This is a genomic window from Arcticibacter svalbardensis MN12-7, from assembly GCF_000403135.1.
GTDB lineage: Bacteria > Bacteroidota > Bacteroidia > Sphingobacteriales > Sphingobacteriaceae > Arcticibacter > Arcticibacter svalbardensis.
In genome coordinates this window covers 27,311-46,355 of the sequence record NZ_AQPN01000125.1, presented here as the reverse complement: position 1 = coordinate 46,355, position 19,045 = coordinate 27,311, and the positions used below count along the sequence as shown (strand labels likewise).

Genomic DNA, 19,045 nt, shown 5'->3' with positions numbered 1-19,045 from the left:
ATGATCGGGAACGAATTATTTAAATACTATTCAACTAAAGACAAATCTAAGATAATTGCACTAATATGCTTTTTAATGGGTATTGCTTTCTCATCCAATACCGTTGCGCAAACTACTCAAATGACCACCTATTGTAATCCGCTCAATATAGATTACACGTATATGGTTTACGATTCCAACCGTGATATTTCTTATCGTTCGGGTGCCGATCCTGCTGTTGTTACCTTCAAGGGTGAATATTATATGTTTGTTACCCGTTCTATAGGATACTGGCATTCTACAGACCTAACAAATTGGACGTTTATTACTCCTGAAAAATGGTATTTTCAGGGATCAAATGCTCCGGCAGCTCATAATTATAAAGACTCTGTATTGTATGTAGCAGGCGATCCTTCCGGTTCAATGAGTATCCTGTACACCGATAATCCTAAAAAAGGCGATTGGAAGGCTGTTCCTGCAATTCTCAATGATCTGCAGGATCCTGATTTATTTATTGATGATGACGGACAAGCCTATATGTTTTGGGGCTCTTCCAATACATTTCCGCTCAGAGGAAAGAAACTGGATAAAGCGAATCGTTTCCGTGCATCTGATGAAACAGTTGAGCTATTTAAGCTTGATGGTGAAAGGCATGGATGGGAACGATTTGGTGAAAATCATTCCGATACCGTACTTAAAGGCTATATGGAAGGCGCTTGGTTAACTAAATACAACAAGAAATATTATATGCAGTACGCAGCTCCCGGAACAGAATTTAATGTATATGGCGATGGCGTCTATATGAGCGATTCCCCACTGGGGCCATATAAGTATGCGCCTAATAATCCGGTCTTTTATAAACCTGGGGGATTTGCTAATGGATCCGGACATGGAAGCACAGTAATTGGTCCTGACAATAAATTCTGGCACTTTGCTTCGATGGCCGTTTCAATAAATGTAAACTGGGAAAGGCGACTTTGTTTATTTCCAGCCTATTTTGATCAGGATGGCCTCATGTACTCGAACACTTCTTTTGGCGATTATCCTCATTATACGCCATCGGTAGCCGGAAAAATGGGACATTTTAAAGGCTGGATGCTACTTTCCTATAACAAGCCCATTAAAGCTTCCTCCTCTTTGGATAAATTCAAACCAGAGAATATAGTGGATGAAAGTATTAAATCTTTTTGGGTTGCCGCTAAAAATGATGATCAGCAATGGATTGAGATTGATTTGTTAAAAGCCGCAAAAGTGTGTGCTATCCAGGTGAATTACAATGATTATAAATCAAATCTCTACGGAAGGCTTCCTGGTCTTTATCAGCGATACTTAATTGAAGGATCAACCGATAAAAAGAACTGGACCGTACTGGTTGACCGTCAGGATAACTACAGAGATGTGCCAAACGATTATGTAGAATTGGGCGTCCCGCAAAAAGTAAGATACATTCGTTATAAAAACATTCATGTTCCTACACCTAACCTTTCCATCTCAGGATTACGTGTCTTTGGAATAGGTGAAGGTAAAAAGCCTGCTCCTGTAAAAGGGTTTAAAGTGAAGCAGTATAAAGACCTCCGGGATGCAGATCTCTCCTGGAATAAAGCTTCTGGTGTTCAGGGGTATAATGTTTTATGGGGAATTGCTCCCGATAAGTTGTATAACTCATGGATGGTGTATGATACTAATGTTTTGAACTTGAAGAGTTTGTCCATTGATCAAACTTATTATTTCTCCATAGAGGCTTTTAATGAAAATGGAATTTCAGCAAGAACTAAGCCCCAGAAGTTAATAAAACCCTAAAATTCTGGTACTAAATAAATCCAATTAACAGTAAAATTATAGCGTATGAAAGTTTTCAGAAAGTGTTTGTTTTTATTCATGACAGTTGTTACAGGTGCATCTGCACAAACAAAACAAGATGTTAAGATGAATAAGTTTATATCTACGCTAATGCAAAAAATGACTCTGGACGAAAAGTTAGGTCAGTTGAACCTTCCCGGAGCAGGGGACATTACTACCGGACAAGCATCCAGTTCTGATATTGCCCAAAAGATAGAAGACGGAAAAATTGGAGGGTTATTTAACATTAAAACTGTTGAAAAGATTAAGGATGTTCAGAAGATAGCGGTTGAAAAATCCCGATTGAAAATTCCCTTAATCTTTGGAATGGATGTTATCCATGGTTACCAAACTGTTTTTCCAATACCATTAGGCTTATCCTGCACCTGGGATATGGCACTTATTGAAAGGAGTGCAAGAATTGCTGCTATCGAAGCAAGTGCTGATGGAATTAACTGGACATTTTCTCCTATGGTAGATATTTCACGTGATGCCCGTTGGGGCAGAGCATCTGAAGGATCGGGTGAAGACCCGTACCTCGGATCTCAGATTGCAAAAGCGATGGTAAAAGGGTATCAGGGTGATGATCTGAGTCGGAACAATACCATTTTAGCTTGTGTGAAACACTTTGCTTTATATGGAGCCATAGAAGCTGGCCGTGATTATAATACCACGGACATGAGCCGGCTTAGAATGTATAATGAATATTTTCCGCCCTATAAAGCAGCAGTAGATGCTGGGGCAGGAAGCGTGATGACCTCCTTTAATGAGGTTGATGGCATTCCTGCAAGTGCAAATAAATGGCTGATGACTGATGTATTGCGTAAACAATGGGGCTTCAATGGAATGGTTGTGACTGATTATACAGCCATAAATGAAATGATTGAGCATGGATTAGGTGATTTAAAAACTGTATCAGCACTGGCACTTAAAGCAGGTGTAGACATGGATATGGTAGGAGAAGGGTTTTTAACCACTTTAAAACAGTCTTTAACTGGAGGAAAGATTGCCCAACAGGAAATAGACATGGCTTGCCAACGCATATTGGAGGCGAAATATAAGTTAGGACTTTTTGATGATCCTTACCGGTATTGTAATGTTAAACGGAGTAAAACGGAAATTCTTACACCTGCCAATAGAAAAGAAGCCAGGGCAACTGCTGCGCAAAGCTTTGTTCTGCTAAAAAACGATAACCATATATTACCATTAAAAAAAGGTGGCAAAATTGCTCTTATTGGTCCACTCGCTGATGCAACCGAAAATATGACTGGTACCTGGAGTGTAGCAGCTGATTTCAAGAAGTCAGTATCTGTGCTGAGTGGATTAAAAAGCATTGGGGGAAAAAATACTAAAATTAGTTATGCAAAAGGAGCAAACTTAACCGCTGACAGTGCTCTCGAAGAAAGATCTACTATGTTTGGCAAATCATTAGGGAGAGATCCTCGTTCTGCAGATGTGCTTTTAAAAGAAGCATTGGCAATTGCTCAACAAGCTGATGTTATTGTAGCTGCTCTTGGAGAATCAGCTGAAATGAGCGGAGAAAGCTCAAGTCGTTCAGATATTACTATCCCTCAAGTTCAAAAAGATCTTTTAGCTGCGTTATTGAAGACAGGTAAGCCTGTTGTACTGGTATTATTTACTGGCCGGCCTTTAGCATTAAAATGGGAAAGTGAAAATGCACCATCGATATTAAATGTTTGGTTTGGCGGATCCGAAGCTGGAGATGCAATTGCTGATGTTCTTTTTGGAGATGTCAACCCATCAGGAAAGCTTACCATGACCTTCCCTCAAAATGTAGGTCAGGTGCCTATCTATTATAATCATAAAAACACAGGGAGACCGCTAGCTGAAGGAAAGTGGTTTCAGAAATTCAGATCCAATTATCTGGATGTTTCCAACGATCCATTATACCCCTTTGGTTATGGTCTGAGTTACACTACATTTGATTATAGTGCTATTCAACTAAGTGATACCCTATTGAAAAAGGGACAATCCATAAAAGCCAATATTACTGTAAAAAATACAGGTTCAAGAGATGGACAGGAAGTTGTACAGCTCTATACCAGAGATTTGGTAGGATCAATTACGCGACCGGTTGAAGAATTGAAAGGATTTCAGAAAATTAGCTTAAAAGCAGGTGAATCTAGAGTGGTATCTTTTACTATTACTGAAGAAGACCTCAAGTTTTATAACAGTGATTTAAATTATGTAGCTGAGCCAGGAACCTTCAAGTTGTTTATTGGTACCAATAGTAAGGATGTCAAAGAAGTAGGATTTACTTTGCAATAAGTAATTAATCTTCTTTTTTAGGTTTCATAGTGCCAGCACTAAAACGTGGTTTATAAGCAGGTTTAGGAGCGTCATCTTTATCCTTCTTAACAGCTGGTTTTTCCTCAATTGGAAGATCAGCTGAAGGCACAATCTCTTCTACAGGAGGCTTTGCGATAACTTTAGCACTAAATCTTGGTTTATATGCTGGTTTAGGAATCTCTTTCTTTTCTTCCTCAGCAAGCTTTTCCGCATCAGGCAGATCAATCTCAGGTAATTCTTTTCTGTAAGATCAGCTGAAGGCACAATCTCTTCTACAGGAGGCTTTGCGATAACTTTAGCACTGAATCTTGGTTTATAAGTTGGTTTAGGAATGTCTTTCTTTTCTTCATCAGCAAGCTTTTCCGCTTCAGGCAGATCAATCTCTTGTAAACGGGTTTCTGGAAAATTCTTTTGAGTAAGATCAGCTACAGGTGCCACCTCTTCTACAGCAGGTTTTACAACAACTTTACTACTGAAACGTGGCTTAAAAGCAGGCTTTTTTACCTCAATAGAACCTTCAGCTTCATCAATTTTCGAAATAGCAGCAGCAAAAGGATCAGTAACAGCATTCGTTCCCGGCCTGGCATCAGGATCTTTTACTTCATCAGAAATTAAAGAAGGTGCTTTTAAATGTCGAGGTTTAAATCCTGGCTTAGCAACAGGTTGGGTAATCTCAATTGTTGGTGACTGAAGAGGCTCAGCCTGAGCAGCCAGATTGGGCTCAATAACCACCGGTTTATCTTTAGGCACTATAGCCAGGTGATATAAATGCCTTAATTTATTGAACCAGAATTTTTTTGAATGATCAAAACTCTTTTCACCCATTAAATTAAAATGACTTTTGAATTCAGTGTAAAGCGTAGGATCGGCTTCCGCCATCAACTCCAAATTGATCCTCTTTTTAGTAAAAAACTCTTCAAAAGTCATTTTAATTTTTTAATTATTCAGCCATATTATGATAAACAGCCTGAACGTCGTCATCATCTTCTAATTTGTCAATTAGCTTCAATACATCAACGGCCTGTTCTTCCGAAACTTCAATAAAAGATTGAGCCACGCGTTCTAACTTCGCGCTTTTCACTTCAATTCCCTTTTCTTCCAATGCCCGTTGCATCTTTCCGAAATCTTCAAAAGAAGTATGTAGTACAGCTACATCATTACCTTCCTCATCTTCTTCTACAAAGATATCTTCCAGCCCTGAGTCGATAAGTTCAAACTCAAGTTCTTCCAGATCGCGTTCCTGAGGATCAAATTGAAATACAGATTTCCGGTGAAAGATAAAATCAAGCGCACCAGTCTTTCCAAGTGCACCATTATTTTTGTTGAAATAACTTCGAACATTAGCCACCGTACGGTTTGTATTATCCGTAGCTGTTTCTACTAATAAAGCAACTCCATGAGGGGCATATCCTTCATATACAATTTCTTCGTAATTCGTTTCGTCCTTGCTTATTGCTCTTTTAATGGCCGCATCAATACGATCCTTAGGCATATTTACAGCCTTTCCATTTTGGACAGCTGTACGAAGACGGGAGTTTGTTTCAACATGTGGTCCGCCCGATTTTACAGCCATTACAATTTCCTTGCCCAGACGAGTAAACTGGATGGACATTTTAGCCCAACGTTTAAATTTTCTTTCTTTACGGAATTCGTATGCTCTTCCCATATATGTAAAGTTGTTTTAATAGATATTTTAAATTGATTCAAGCAAACAGCGCTTATCGGTTCAAATTTACAAAATATGAAAGAAATCCCCCTGATCAGGATTGCAATATCATGATTTTAAGTAAAAATTAAAATTTATGGGCTAGAACACAGGCCTTTCTGTATTTCTGTGTATGCCCATTCATGTCGGTTAAAGCGATGTATAAGATATAAATTCCCGTAGGCATCAATGAAGCATTTTCATCAGCCCCATCCCATATGAGATCACCCTCGGTACCTAACGTTACATTTTTGCTAATTTGTTTAACCTGCATTCCTCCACTTGAATATACGGTAATATTCGCCAACGTTCCTGGTTTATTTAATACATATCGAATAATTAGCTGATCTTCTACTCCATCATTGTCAGGAGAAAATGTTTTAGAAACCAACGTAACAGCATCGCTAACCTCATCATCACCCTTATATTGCGAATTTTTATAACCCGGTGTTGCATATCCTACTGCACCTGCTGCTGAAATGAAATTGCCTGGTTCATTGGTTGCCGTGGTAAAACTCAAGCGTTCAAGGGATACCCCATCTGGATTATTGATTAAAGGAGAGTGCAGTTTTTCTGAATAATTGAATTGATCAATGATACTACTATCTGACAATAATACCACAACACCCAGGTCATTGCTAAAAGCCGGCAGTGCGGGTACTTTAAGAAAAGCATTTGCATCTTTTGTGAAATATTCCGCCTTAATATTATCTGGATCACTACTTAAAGCCAGGTAACAATGAGATAGGATTGTAACTCCGGAAGTAGAAATGCGCTTTATGGAGGAAAGTGTATCTTTTTTAATCGTGGCTACCGATAGATTTCCTAAATTAATGCTGCGGTCAGAATTATTATAAATCTCCAGGAAGTCAACCCCATCTCCCCTAGGATTAAAAAGAAGCTCATTGATCAATATTTCGTTTTTAGCTATAGCAGCGACAGGAACAGTTCCTCCTCCAGTTTCAGGAATGCTAGTGCTATCAACCGGGACAACAACTGTTGGATTAGCGTCTTCAGCCGTTAACTTCTTGATCATGAAATCATCAAAGTAAAATAAGTCAGAGCGTGTTTTCGTGAATACACATTGAACTCCAAACCATGATGTACTTAAAATAGGTGAGGCATCCGTTTTCTCTCCTTCTTTACTAAAAGCAGTTTCCTCCCTATTGCGACTCCACAACTCCCATTTGCCAGTGCTTGAACGGTTTATCTTAACTCTTGTGTTTAATGAAGACGCAGATGCTCTTCCTTCTACACCTTTAATCAGCAAAGTTAAAGTACTTCCTTTAAGCCTGTACAGATCATAAGAATCAGTTGAGCCATCTATTCCTATCTGAATAAAATACGCATTTGAAGCTACATTTAAATCAGCCTTGTCGGCAATCATATAGATCCGTGTCAGATTAGATGAAGTCGGCGCAAACCCCATTTCAACCGTAAACTCCCAGGTGCAATCACTTCCCATCGAATTGGGAGTTGACAAATACTTCGAACCTGAAGAATCACTCTTCATGGATTGAAGCTTACCACTTGAATTGATTTTAAATGCCGAAACATCACCTCCCCAGGTAGGCGAAGAAGTAAAATTACCGTCATTAAACGTTTCATTAACCTGACATTCAGCAAAATTCCAATAAAAAATAGCGTAAAGCAGTAAACATTTTTTCATATTTGCCGGATTAATAATTTATATAGTACACATTTATACCAAACCAAGATGAAAGTTGCAGTTGTAGGCGCTACTGGTCTAGTAGGATCAGTGATGTTAAAAGTATTAGCAGAGCGTAATTTCCCGGTTACTGAATTAATTCCCGTAGCATCTGCCAAAAGCGCAGGTAAAGAAGTTGAATTCAAGGGTAAGAAGTATAAGGTAGTAACAGTGGATGATGCAATTGCAATGAAACCCGATGTTGCCTTGTTCTCCGCAGGTGGAGATACTTCTCTTGCAGAAGCACCGCGTTTTGCAGATGCAGGTGTTGTAGTCATTGATAATTCGTCAGCTTGGCGCATGGATCCTACAAAAAAGTTAGTTGTTCCTGAAGTAAATGCAAATGTTCTTACCGTTAATGATAAGATCATTGCTAATCCTAATTGTTCGACTATTCAAATGGTGGTGGTTCTAAAACCACTTCATCAGAAATATAAGATTAAAAGGGTCGTCGTTTCTACCTATCAATCGGTTACTGGCACTGGTGTTAAGGCTGTTGATCAGTTAATGAACGAACGGAATGGTATTGAAGGTCCAATGGCTTATCCTTATCCTATTGACTTAAACGTTATTCCTCAGATAGATGTTTTCCAGGATAACGGATATACCAAAGAAGAGATGAAAATGATCCTTGAAACGCAAAAGATATTGGGTGATAATTCCATTAAGGTTACGGCCACTACGGTACGTATTCCTGTAATGGGAGGCCATTCTGAAGCCGTGAACATTGAGTTTGAGAATGATTTTGATCTCGCTGAAGTACGTAGCTTATTAGAGGCTCAACAAGGTGTAATTGTGCAGGACGATCCTGCAAACTTGGTTTATCCAATGCCAAAGGATGCTCATAACAAAGATGAAGTGTTTGTTGGACGTATCCGCAGGGATGAATCTCAGGATAATACATTAAACCTGTGGGTTGTGGCAGATAACCTTCGTAAAGGAGCCGCTACCAATGCCGTACAAATTGCAGAGTATTTATTAAAAGAAGGATTATTGCCAGCTTAGGTGTATATATTCCAAACAGACGGCTGTAAAATAAATACATAAATTAAAATACAAGAAAAAAAAGAGGCTGAAATCATACATGATGCAGCCTCTTTTTTTATGCTTTTAAATTTCTTTTAAACAATAGCTTAATGAAAATAGCATGTACAATCGTCCTTTTAGCAATCAGCAAAATGCTCTCTGCGCAGTCATTGCCCGACAAAATAGCAAAAGCCTTCGCCCAATTTGAGCGTGATGGCCAGCTTCAATACGGCTTAACTTCGTTAACGGTATTGAATTCAGCATCTGGTGAAGTGGTGTTTTCTAAAAATGGGAATACCGGTCTTGCTCCTGCATCGACCTTAAAAACCATCACCAGCATCACCGGATATAATATATTGAAACCCGATTATAAGTGGGAAACGACACTAGCCTATACCGGGTCTATCAAAGCAGGTGTGCTTTATGGTGACCTTATCGTAAAAGGCACGGGAGACCCTACATTGGGTAGTGATCGGTATACGAACACTAAAAGTGGTACTTTACTCAACAGATGGTTGGAAGCCACAAAAAAGGCCGGTATTGCTAAAATTGAAGGGCGCGTGATTGCCGATGATCTGCTTTTTGGAACACAAACTATTCCTGATGGATGGATTTGGGGCGACATTGGAAACTATTACGGTGCCGGAGCCACATCACTAAACTGGCGTGAAAATGAAATAGAACTAACCATCATTCCAGGTTCTAAAACTGGAATGCCTGTACAAATTAAAAACAGGGATCCTGAAGTGGAAGGATTGCGATTAATCAATGAATTAAAAACAGGAATATCTGGCAGTGGTGATCAGGTCTATGGCTTTTCTGCTCCCTTTACTGATTTGACTTACCTCAGAGGTACTTACGCGATTGATTTAAAAAAGAGAATTGTCATCTCAATGGCCGACCCAGCCTATCTATTAGCCTCTCAATTGCAGGCACATCTAAGCAAAGCCGGCATCACTATCAATGGTAAAACCAGTACCACAAGAAGGCTGAGTATGGAAAATAACTATCGACCTTTGGCATCAATTACTATTGATCGTTATCTTTCCCCTGGTTTTTCTCAGATTGTATATTGGTTAAATCAGAAAAGTCTGAACCTTTACGCTGAAAATATCTTAAAATCAATGGCCTTAAAATCAGATAAACCCGCTACCTTTCAAAACGGCGTTTCTACCTTAACATCCTATTGGAATAAGCGGCTTGGTATTGATTCTAATGCGATTTCTATTCTTGATGGGAGTGGACTAGCACCCGAAAATAGAATTACAACAGCTGTGATGGCAAAGATCCTAAATTCCGCAAAAACAGAGGATTGGTTTCCTGATTTTTATGCAAGTCTGCCAGTGTACAATAATATGAAAATGAAAAGTGGCAGCATCCGCAATGTTCTTGCTTATGCCGGTTATGAAATGAGTGTTTCAGGTACCCCTTTGGTATTTTCATTCATTACTAACAATTACTCAGGCAGCACATCTTCCATCAAACAAAAAATGTTCAGAGTTCTCGATACGCTCAAATGATTTTATTATTTTTGGTTAATTAAATCAGATGAATAAACTCATACTTATTGTTTTATTAATTAGTATCTCCTATTCGTCTTTTTCTCAAACTAATTATTATGGGAATATTAAATCTTCCCGCGGTTCATCTACGCTAAGTGATAAAGACTATATCCCCAATACTGTAATCATCAAGTTTAAAGCAGTAGCATCCTCCAATATAAAGTCCAAATCTGTAAGTCCTACGCTCGAACTCAAATCTGCTACTGTTAAAAGTCTGCATGTTAAATTTTCTGATGTTAGTTCAACTGCCAGGATAACTACATCTGCAGAGTCTGACCGGATTGGGTTAAATAGAATCTATGAACTTAAATATTCGGGGAATGCAGCCATAGAGACGGTCATAGATGAACTAGCAGCAAAGAAGAACATTGAGTATGCCGAGCCGGCGTATGTCTATCATACCTCATTTATTCCAAACGATCCGCAATTTTCAACAAAGCAAAGTTATCTCAGCCAGGTTAAAGCACAACAGGCATGGGATATTATACGCGATGCCTCAGGCATAATTATAGGAATTGTAGATACTGGTTCCGAAAAGACTCATGAGGATCTAGGCTCGAATATCATAGCCGGTATCGACTTAATCGGTAGCTCGTCCGCAAATTTTGTAGAAGACAATGATGCAAATGTTAAAAATGTGGCCAGTGATCATGGCGTTCATGTAAGTGGTCTTGCTTCAGCCGCTTCAAATAATGCCAAAGGAATTGCAAGCATTGCGAATGCAAAACTTCTTATTGTAAAGGTTGCCGCTGACGACTCGCCCGGCGACATCTATAATGGATATGAGGGGATCATTTACGCCGCTGATCATGGGGCAAAAGTAATTAACTGCTCCTGGGGAGGGGAAATCAGAAGCCTCTATGAGGAAGATGTGGTAAATTATGCCATCAGTAGGGACTGTCTGATTATTGCTGCTGGTGGCAACCAGGGTAATAACGTTCCTGATTATCCTGCGGGATATAAAGGGGTATTAGCGGTTGCCAATGTCATGTCGAACGATGTAAAAGCTTCGTCTTCCAATTACGGCGGTTACATTGGGATCTCTGCTCCGGGTACTAATATTTACAGTACAACTTATTCGAATACCTATGGTGTTAAATCAGGAACCTCTATGTCTACGCCAATTGTATCGAGTGCTGCAGCCTTGGTAAAGGCATACTATCCTGCTCTTTCCATGGCTCAGGTGGGCGAACTGCTGCGTGTAACAGCTGATAATGTCGATGGGGTAAACTCAACCTATGCTGGCATGATAGGGAATGGCAGACTTAACGTTTTCAGGGCTTTAACAGAAAGCGCACCTGCAATCCGAACTATCAAACTTACTTTTGATGATCAGCATGCCGGAACTTACCGGGCTGGCAATACCATAGATGTCTTTATGGATCTGCGCAATTACCTGTTGCCTGCAACTGGAATTGAAGTGACACTGAAAAGTACAAATACAAACGTGACGATTTCCAATGCAACTCAACTAATTACAGAGATGGGTACCCTTGATGAAAAAACAGGCATTGGGGCCTTTAAGGTAACGGTTAATCCGGGCACTCCTGAAAATACGCCTGTCGAATTTAGAATCGCTTACAAAGCTAATGGAGGTACCTATGCCGATTATGAAACGTTTACCCTCGTTGTTGCCCGCGACTATATGAATATCATTACCGATAACCTGACTACCTCGGCCTCCAGCATAGGTAAAATAGGATATGGTTCAGCTAATGAAACGGATGGACTGGGTTTTATATATAAAGACAACAAACTTCTTTATGAGTCTTCACTGATGATCGGTAGGTCTGCAAATGCCATATCAGATAATGCCCGAACCACTGATGGCGTTATTAACACTCATTTTGTAAAACAGAGTTCGATTGCTGAATCTATCACTGATACTAAAATTGTTGGTTATGCTCAATTTAATGATACAGGTAATTTAAGCGGTCTTTCGGTAGATGTTAACCATACGGTAACTGCTGATAAACAAACGGGTAAGGACAATTACATTGTTGCAGAATATGAAGTTGTAAACCGGAATGCAACAGATCTTACAGGAGTTTACATTGGCATGTTTACAGACTGGGATATAGACGGAGGGGCTTCAAATGCTACCGCTTATGATGCTACAACCAAGTTAGGATATGTGTATAGTACAAATGCCGAATTTCCTTATGCCGGCGTGAAGTTATTAAGTACTTCCGCTCCTCTGAATTATTACCCCTTATTCTTGTCTGCTACTGAATCCATACTAAATGATAATTTCACCGCAGCAGAAAAATTTATGACATTATCTTCCGGTATAAGTTCACCTGGTATTGGCTCCAGTACTGATGGTCGTGATGTTTCTTTTGTTTCCGGATATGGTCCTTATTCCATTCCTGCCAATGGATCTGTGAAAGTGGCTTTTGCCTATATTGGTGCTGATAATCTGGATGGTTTAAAAAATAGTGCTGTTGATGCACAAGAGGCATATGACCTGAGTATTCGAGGTCAGCAAATAACAGCTATTCTCTCAAGCTACCCCAATCCAATCACACCAAATAATAATAACAACGTTGCGGTGGTCATTAATCTGCCGGAAGATGCGCCCATTACTCTAGAAGTATTCAATATGCTTGGATCAAAAGTAAATACATTCATTAGTGGTACATCCTTTTCAAAAGGAGCACATACCCTTTATTACAACATGGCGAACTTAAATCCCGGAATTTACATTCTCAGGCTCAGTTACAATGGAAAGGTCTCTTCCCATAAAATAAGTGTATTGAAATAATTATTCTTTACGAACAAAACAGGCTCTGCAACGGGGTTCATAACTTTCCTTTTCTCCCAGATAAAAAGTTTCATCGTTTGCTACTGTACGATAGGAATAGGTTGCAGGAGCACCACACTGCGCACATATAGCATGTACTTTGGTTACATCCTCGGCTATAGCCATTAAAGCAGGCATAGGGCCAAATGGCTTACCCTGAAAATCCATATCCAAACCAGCAACAATCACCCTTATTCCTTTATTGGCTAAGATGACGCAAACCTCAGGTAGTCCATCATCAAAAAATTGGGCCTCATCTATTCCAACAACTTCCGTATTGGAGCCAAATAATAAAATAGAAGAGGAGTTGTCTATTGGAGTAGAAGGCATTGAGGTAAAGTCATGCGATACTACATCACTTTCATGATAACGGATCTCCGTTTTAGGTTTAAATATCTCCACATTAAGCTTTGCTATTTTTGCCCTACGCAAACGGCGGATAAGTTCCTCTGTTTTTCCGGAGAACATCGATCCACAGATCACTTCAATACTACCACAACGATCATTTCTAGACCTAAAATGAAATTCACTAAACAACATATCTCGCTTATCCGAGCGGCTAATATCAGAATTTAATGCTACTTTTGAGAACCGAGTTACCAACAAATCAATATCTAAATTTGGCTATTCATTATGATTAACAAAGGAGAAATTTTTAAAAAGGCAGGATATATTCTCATTGAATTAAACGAGCAGTATCAATATATTGAAGAGAATCCAAGAGCCCTTAATGATTTAGAATTAGAACTTTTCTCAGCGAACGCTGATTTCCTTGCAGAGAATTTACGAGTACTAAGAAAGTTTAATGCAAAAAAAGCAGAGCGATCTGCTTCCGGTACAGAAAACCATGAAGAGCAAGTTGACAAAGAGGTCTCTCTTTCTGCTTTATTGGAACATCCTGAGGAAATAACTCCTGTTCAGGAAAAAGTACCTGTTGCTGAGAAAAAAGAACTGGTATCCGAAACCTGGTTTAACGATAAAAAAGCAGAACATGAGGAAGATGAAAAAGCTCAGGTTGAAGCCCCCTTATCTGTTCCTGTTCCCAAACCCCTTCCTGTTGCTCAAATTCCGGAAGTAAAATCTACAGCACCCTCTTCTTCTGATGTAATTGATTCCAGGTACCCATCTGTGCCTCTACCAGCCCCGATTCCTGAACCCCTTCCCGTTGTTTCAGCTCCGCAAGCCAACTCTCAGCCACCCCGTGTTCAAAGTATCAATGATCTGATCTCTTCACAGAAATCTAAACAAGCTGTATCCGGTCAGTTAAATAAACAACCTGCCATAGGCGATCTGAAGTCCAGCATCAGTTTAAATGATAAGTTGTTATTTATTAAAGACTTATTTAATGGATACAGTCTGGCATACAGTGAAGCAATAGAAATATTAAATCGTTTTGAGACATTTGATTCCGCTGAACACTTTCTTCAATCTAATTATGCAGTTAAAAATAATTGGATTGGTAAGCAGAGTTCTGTAGATAAGTTCTACGAAATTCTTCACAGAAGGTTTTCGCGCTAGTTTATATCACTCCCATCCTGTTGGAATCTAATTTCAACAGGATAAATAATAAAATGGTGAAACTCCAGAGTGAGGAACCGCCATAACTTAAAAATGGTAAGGGTATGCCAATAACGGGCACAAGTCCTATTGTCATACCGATGTTGATGAAGAAGTGAAAGAAAAAGATCGATGCCACTCCATAGCCATAGATGCGTGAAAATGATGCACGTTGCCGCTCTGCAATGTTAACTATGCGTAATAGCATAATCAGGTAAAGACTTATAACAACTAAGCTGCCCACAAAACCCCATTCTTCTCCTACAGTACAGAATATAAAGTCAGTACTTTGTTCAGGCACAAAGTCATATTTAGTCTGCGTACCCTGAAGATATCCCTTGCCCCACAGTCCCCCTGAACCAATCGCTATCTTAGATTGGTTTAAGTTATAACCCTGGCCCCTCGGATCATCCAGTTTCCCCAGTATAACATCAATTCTATTTCGCTGATGCGTTTGAAGAATATTCTGATACGCAAAATTTACGCAGAAGATAAAGGCTATCCCCACAGTTATGGATACTAAAATAGGCTGAATATGTCTCCTGCTTTCGCGGAAAACAAAAAGCACCAGGAGCATTAACCCGATGATAATGCCGACCAGCAAAAATTTATTAATCACCAATGTCAATACAAACAAGGTAATAAGTATGGCTCCGATCACTAAAATATAACCGGAAAGTCCTTCTCTGTATAAGGCAAATACCAACGAAGTGAAAGTTAATGCCGATCCCGTATCCGGCTGAAGCATAATCAGACTCGTAGGAATAAGCAAAAGAATGACACATATGCCAATCATTTTAAACTCATTCATTTTTAAGGTAGTAGAACTGATATAATGTGCGAGGATCAGACAGGTAGAAAACTTGGCAAACTCGGATGGCTGAAGCCTGAAACTTCCAATAGGGATCCATGCCTGGTTGCCACCTACATTTCGCCCAACGATCAGTACAAGGACGAGAAGCAACAAAGTAATTCCGTAGAAAACCGGCGAAAAGGTACTAAAGAACTTTGAATCAAGCAATAGGATCACCACACCAAGAATGATTGCTGAAATGATAAACATAAACTGCTTTCCATAATTGGTATTCATGTCCATTATTCCTGGGAATAAGGGATCGTATACTGCAGCATGAATGTTAAACCATCCGATCGTACAAAGACTCAGATAGATCAGGATCAGAATCCAGTCTACGTTGAAAAAAAGACTACGTTGATTGATCATGTGGTACTATTGATTTTGGCGTAATGGGCACTATTGGTTTAATCTCGATCTTCGGAATACTATCTGTCTGCTTGCGCGGTGAAACCTTTTGTTTGGCTTTATGGCCGGGAAGCAGGTTCGCATTATAAAGCCTGTCAGTATAATACTTCGGACGTGTTATTTTACCCTTGAGGTATTGTTCAATCAATAAACTGGCGATAGGAGCAGACCATACCGCTCCATAACCCGCATTCTCAACCACTACCGCAATAGCGATCTTTGGATTGATTCTCGGAGCAAAAGCAAAAAATACAGAGTGATTTTCCCCATGTGGATTTTGTACTGTACCAGTTTTACCACATACCTCTATTCCCTGGATCTGTGCAATAGGATAGGCAGTTCCTCCGGGTTTATTCACTGCCCCGAACATGCCTTCAATTACCGGACCATAGTATCGGGCATCAACACCCGAGTAGTTTTTCTTCGTATAGGCTGCTTTAACAATATGATCTTCACCAATGCCCCGAATTAAATGAGGAGTATAATAATAGCCTCTATTGGCAACTGTAGCAGCTACATTAGCCATTTGTAATGGGGTGATTCCTAGTTCGCCCTGACCAATAGAAAGTGATATATTATATGCTGAAGTCCAGCGGTCGCTTTTGAAATGCCGGGTATAAAATTCTGCAGTAGGGAGGAGGCCTTTCTTTTCGTTCGGCATGTCTACACCAAGCTTGGAGCCAATCCCAAAATGATTTACCATATCATGCCATTTTCGATAAGCATTTACAGAACGCATCCCTGAACGGTCAATCATCTGTTTGTATACATTTCCGTAATAGGTATTACATGAAAACTGTATGGATTGGGCAAGCGTTAAAGATCCATGAGCATGTGTACAACCCATTTTACCGCGTCTTCCATAGTAATAAGCACCCGGACAGAAAAAACGGGTCTCTGCATTTATCCTTCCCATTTGTTGGGCTACCAGCGCATTTATGACCTTAAAGATAGATCCCGGGGGGTATTCAGCCATAATAGGTCGAATAAAAAGTGGATTTGAAGGGTTTCTCAACAACTTCATATAGTTGTTTCCCTTCTCCCTTCCAACCATTAAGTTCGGATCATAAGTTGGGCTGCTCACAAAAGCCAGGATCTCTCCAGTGGAAGGCTCAATGGCGACAATACTTCCAATCTTATTGACCATCAATTTCTCCCCTAAAATCTGTATATCTCTATCCAGCGAGGAAATTAGTTTTTTACCTGTAACGGATAGCGTATCATAGGCTCCCTCAGCAAAGTGCCCTTTAGGCCGGTTAAAGGCATCAACCATTTGGTTTTCTACCCCCCTTTGCCCTCTTAGAAGATCTTCATAAGACTTTTCTACCCCGGTACGGCCAATATAGTCACCCGCTTTGTAATACCCTCTAGATCGGGTAATATCCGATGGCACTACTTCATTGATATACCCAAAGAATTGCGATGCAATACTATCGGGATAACGCCGTACGGAACGTTTTTGAACATAGAAGCCCTGAAACTGAGTAAGCTTTTCCTGCAGTGCGGCAAAGGTTTGTGCCGATAGCTGTTTCTCAAAAATCGAAGCACGATAAGGCGAAAAGTTTCGAGCCTTGGTAAGCCGTTTATCAAAACCTTTCTTGTCCAGCTTAATCAGCCGAAGAAATTCAAGCGTGTCAAACTGAACTACTTCACGTGGAATGACCATCAGGTCATACACCGGTTCATTTTGGACCAGTATCCGGCCCTTCCGATCCAGTATGATACCTCTGGCGGGGTAAATGACTACTTTTCGGAGTACGTTATTGTTCGCTGATAAAAAGTAGCTTTTATCAATAACCTGTATATAGAAAAGGCGGGCCAGTAAAACTAGTGCTACTGCAATAAAAATACCCTGTACAACATATTTACGTTGAAAAAAACTATTCATTAACGCTCTTTCTTACGGAAAAATATAAACTCTGAAATTACAATTAGAAATATGGTAAAAAGAGAACTGAAGAATACACGGGTTAGTATATCCCTTATATCAAAAAACCCAAATGCTTCAAGGAAAATCAGGGTAACATGATGGAATAATGTCAATACTACCGTATATATAAAAAACCAACGGAATCCCATAATCCCAAGTTTGGGCTCCGGTTCATTCTCAAAACCCTGTCGTTCTACCGTTACATTGATAAACACGATCCTTACAAATGCCAGAACCGCACAGGCTGCCGCATTTAGACCAGCCGTATCATAAAATGCATCCACCGTTAATCCTGTAGCCATAGCCAACAGAAACAATAACCAGTTTGGTACCTCAAAGGGCAACAGCATGATGAATAAAATGTAGGGAAAGGGTATAGATAGGTTGTAAAAGCCAATGTTCTTCAGCAAAAATGCCTGAATGAAAATAAGCAACACAAAGCGGACTATATTTATTAATATCGTTCTACCCATCTTTTTTACTCTGCTTTTCTAAAATTTCCTTTTCAGCACCGAAAAGATCCTTAATCACATATACATACTGAAGGGTGGAGAAGTCAGTATCCAGTCGCACTACAATCTCCGGGAAACTCTCGCCTCCTTTTTCTTTGGTGCGCAGAATTCGTCCAATAGGTAAGCCTTCGGGAAATAAAGTAGAATAACCGGATGTAACTACATGCTGACCGATCTTAACCTGAATATGATTGGGGATATCCTGAAGTACAGCAGTTCTGGGATCCGAATTTCCTTCACCCCATACCAATGAACCAAATGCCTGATTTTCGGTAATGCTTGCGCTGATCTTTGTGTCGCTATGCAACAGAGAATAAATCGTAGCATAATCGGCAGACACATCTTTTACGATTCCTACAACGCCGGATGAGCAAATAACTCCCATTCCAGGAAGGATGCCATGGCGGCTTCCCCGGTTGATGGTGATGTAATTATTCTTCTGATGGATGGAATTATTGACTATGCGGGCAACAATATAGGTGTACTGCTGTCGTGAGATGGTATCTACCACAGATTGTTGAACCAGACTATCATCAAAATGCGACATTTTGAGGTCCTTTCTTAAGGTTGCATTTTCTTTGGCCAGACTGTCATTCACTTCAGCAAGCCGAAGATAACGCTGTACCTTATTAATGCGGCTATAAGCTTCGCCTACAATTTCGTTGGATGAATTAAACACTCCTGATCTTTGAAATGAATTATTTCGAATAATCAAAGTAATGGAAATGATAAAACAGATGATAAAAAGGAAGAATGCGTTGTACTTACTGATAAATACCCAGAGGTTACGCATACATATTTAAATTAAGCGTTGCAGGCAGTAAACTTACGATCACAGCATTAGTCATAAGCT

15 protein-coding genes are annotated in these 19,045 nt (G+C 39.8%); 6 read left to right on the top strand and 9 right to left on the bottom strand.

Annotation, left to right across the window (positions count from 1 at the left end):
* Together ADIARSV_RS17005 and bglX are read left to right on the top strand one after the other, a co-directional pair.
* Nucleotides 1-1,779 (top strand): family 43 glycosylhydrolase, encoded by a 1,779-nt coding sequence (locus ADIARSV_RS17005; RefSeq protein ID WP_016196877.1) that lies wholly within the window; start codon nucleotides 1-3, stop codon nucleotides 1,777-1,779.
* A 78-nt stretch (nucleotides 1,780-1,857) separates the two neighbouring features.
* Nucleotides 1,858-4,107 carry a beta-glucosidase BglX gene (gene bglX / locus ADIARSV_RS17000; protein ID WP_235048439.1) on the top strand — a complete coding sequence of 750 codons (2,250 nt, stop codon included), beginning with the start codon at nucleotides 1,858-1,860 and terminating at the stop codon, nucleotides 4,105-4,107.
* A 4-nt stretch (nucleotides 4,108-4,111) separates the two neighbouring features.
* Here the strand turns inward: bglX and ADIARSV_RS22950 are convergent, their stop codons facing one another.
* The 4 genes from ADIARSV_RS22950 to ADIARSV_RS16985 all read right to left on the bottom strand — a co-directional run bounded on the left by ADIARSV_RS22950 (nucleotide 4,112) and on the right by ADIARSV_RS16985 (nucleotide 7,502).
* Entirely contained in the window at nucleotides 4,112-4,237 is a 126-nt protein-coding gene (locus ADIARSV_RS22950; protein ID WP_016196875.1) for a hypothetical protein, read from the bottom strand.
* Between the two features lie 8 nt (nucleotides 4,238-4,245).
* Nucleotides 4,246-5,055 carry a hypothetical protein gene (locus ADIARSV_RS16995; protein WP_016196874.1) on the bottom strand — a complete coding sequence of 270 codons (810 nt, stop codon included), beginning with the start codon at nucleotides 5,053-5,055 and terminating at the stop codon, nucleotides 4,246-4,248.
* 13 nt (nucleotides 5,056-5,068) lie between these two features.
* Complete coding sequence (locus tag ADIARSV_RS16990) at nucleotides 5,069-5,794, bottom strand: YebC/PmpR family DNA-binding transcriptional regulator (protein WP_016196873.1); 726 nt, start codon at nucleotides 5,792-5,794, stop codon at nucleotides 5,069-5,071.
* A 127-nt stretch (nucleotides 5,795-5,921) separates the two neighbouring features.
* Nucleotides 5,922-7,502, bottom strand: a complete 1,581-nt coding sequence (locus tag ADIARSV_RS16985) for a T9SS type B sorting domain-containing protein (protein WP_016196872.1) — start codon at nucleotides 7,500-7,502, stop codon at nucleotides 5,922-5,924.
* A 48-nt stretch (nucleotides 7,503-7,550) separates the two neighbouring features.
* Between ADIARSV_RS16985 and ADIARSV_RS16980 the strand changes: the two genes are divergently transcribed.
* The 3 genes from ADIARSV_RS16980 (at nucleotide 7,551) to ADIARSV_RS16970 (ending at nucleotide 12,893) form a co-directional block, all read left to right on the top strand.
* The gene (locus ADIARSV_RS16980; protein ID WP_016196871.1) at nucleotides 7,551-8,546 is read left to right on the top strand and encodes an aspartate-semialdehyde dehydrogenase; all 996 of its coding nucleotides are present in this window, start codon (nucleotides 7,551-7,553) and stop codon (nucleotides 8,544-8,546) included.
* 131 nt (nucleotides 8,547-8,677) lie between these two features.
* Nucleotides 8,678-10,087: a D-alanyl-D-alanine carboxypeptidase/D-alanyl-D-alanine endopeptidase gene (gene dacB, locus ADIARSV_RS16975; protein ID WP_016196870.1), complete on the top strand. Its 1,410-nt coding sequence runs from the start codon at nucleotides 8,678-8,680 to the stop codon at nucleotides 10,085-10,087.
* 28 nt (nucleotides 10,088-10,115) lie between these two features.
* Nucleotides 10,116-12,893, top strand: a complete 2,778-nt coding sequence (locus ADIARSV_RS16970) for a S8 family peptidase (protein ID WP_016196869.1) — start codon at nucleotides 10,116-10,118, stop codon at nucleotides 12,891-12,893.
* On the opposite strand, the gene ADIARSV_RS16965 is transcribed toward ADIARSV_RS16970, so the two are convergent.
* A complete protein-coding gene (locus ADIARSV_RS16965) occupies nucleotides 12,894-13,472 on the bottom strand; it encodes a thymidine kinase (RefSeq protein WP_040300474.1) in 579 nt (192 codons plus the stop codon).
* Between the two features lie 93 nt (nucleotides 13,473-13,565).
* On the opposite strand from ADIARSV_RS16965, the gene ADIARSV_RS16960 reads away from it, so the two are divergent.
* Nucleotides 13,566-14,450, top strand: a complete 885-nt coding sequence (locus ADIARSV_RS16960) for a prolipoprotein diacylglyceryl transferase (RefSeq protein ID WP_016196867.1) — start codon at nucleotides 13,566-13,568, stop codon at nucleotides 14,448-14,450.
* A gap of 1 nt (nucleotide 14,451) precedes the next feature.
* Here the strand turns inward: ADIARSV_RS16960 and rodA are convergent, their stop codons facing one another.
* Genes rodA through mreC form a run of 4 tightly spaced genes read right to left on the bottom strand, consistent with a single transcriptional unit; the run spans nucleotide 14,452 to nucleotide 18,985 of the window.
* Nucleotides 14,452-15,711, bottom strand: a complete 1,260-nt coding sequence (gene rodA, locus ADIARSV_RS16955) for a rod shape-determining protein RodA (RefSeq protein WP_016196866.1) — start codon at nucleotides 15,709-15,711, stop codon at nucleotides 14,452-14,454.
* A complete protein-coding gene (gene mrdA, locus ADIARSV_RS16950) occupies nucleotides 15,695-17,638 on the bottom strand; it encodes a penicillin-binding protein 2 (RefSeq protein WP_016196865.1) in 1,944 nt (647 codons plus the stop codon). The genes rodA and mrdA overlap by 17 nt, the downstream gene beginning before the upstream one ends.
* Nucleotides 17,638-18,153 (bottom strand): hypothetical protein, encoded by a 516-nt coding sequence (locus ADIARSV_RS16945; RefSeq protein WP_016196864.1) that lies wholly within the window; start codon nucleotides 18,151-18,153, stop codon nucleotides 17,638-17,640. Before ADIARSV_RS16945 ends, mrdA begins: the two co-directional genes overlap by 1 nt.
* Nucleotides 18,146-18,985 carry a rod shape-determining protein MreC gene (mreC, locus tag ADIARSV_RS16940; protein WP_016196863.1) on the bottom strand — a complete coding sequence of 280 codons (840 nt, stop codon included), beginning with the start codon at nucleotides 18,983-18,985 and terminating at the stop codon, nucleotides 18,146-18,148. The genes ADIARSV_RS16945 and mreC overlap by 8 nt, the downstream gene beginning before the upstream one ends.
* Nucleotides 18,986-19,045: the final 60 nt, after the last annotated feature.

Coding starts and splice junctions, on each gene's coding strand:
- ADIARSV_RS17005 (WP_016196877.1), top strand. CDS start 1: ATGATCGGGAACGAATTATTTAAATACTATTCAACTAAAGACAAATCT.
- bglX (WP_235048439.1), top strand. CDS start 1,858: ATGACAGTTGTTACAGGTGCATCTGCACAAACAAAACAAGATGTTAAG.
- ADIARSV_RS16995 (WP_016196874.1), bottom strand. CDS start 5,055: ATGACTTTTGAAGAGTTTTTTACTAAAAAGAGGATCAATTTGGAGTTG.
- ADIARSV_RS16990 (WP_016196873.1), bottom strand. CDS start 5,794: ATGGGAAGAGCATACGAATTCCGTAAAGAAAGAAAATTTAAACGTTGG.
- ADIARSV_RS16985 (WP_016196872.1), bottom strand. CDS start 7,502: ATGAAAAAATGTTTACTGCTTTACGCTATTTTTTATTGGAATTTTGCT.
- ADIARSV_RS16980 (WP_016196871.1), top strand. CDS start 7,551: ATGAAAGTTGCAGTTGTAGGCGCTACTGGTCTAGTAGGATCAGTGATG.
- dacB (WP_016196870.1), top strand. CDS start 8,678: ATGAAAATAGCATGTACAATCGTCCTTTTAGCAATCAGCAAAATGCTC.
- ADIARSV_RS16970 (WP_016196869.1), top strand. CDS start 10,116: ATGAATAAACTCATACTTATTGTTTTATTAATTAGTATCTCCTATTCG.
- ADIARSV_RS16965 (WP_040300474.1), bottom strand. CDS start 13,472: ATGTTGTTTAGTGAATTTCATTTTAGGTCTAGAAATGATCGTTGTGGT.
- ADIARSV_RS16960 (WP_016196867.1), top strand. CDS start 13,566: ATGATTAACAAAGGAGAAATTTTTAAAAAGGCAGGATATATTCTCATT.
- rodA (WP_016196866.1), bottom strand. CDS start 15,711: ATGATCAATCAACGTAGTCTTTTTTTCAACGTAGACTGGATTCTGATC.
- mrdA (WP_016196865.1), bottom strand. CDS start 17,638: ATGAATAGTTTTTTTCAACGTAAATATGTTGTACAGGGTATTTTTATT.
- ADIARSV_RS16945 (WP_016196864.1), bottom strand. CDS start 18,153: ATGGGTAGAACGATATTAATAAATATAGTCCGCTTTGTGTTGCTTATT.
- mreC (WP_016196863.1), bottom strand. CDS start 18,985: ATGCGTAACCTCTGGGTATTTATCAGTAAGTACAACGCATTCTTCCTT.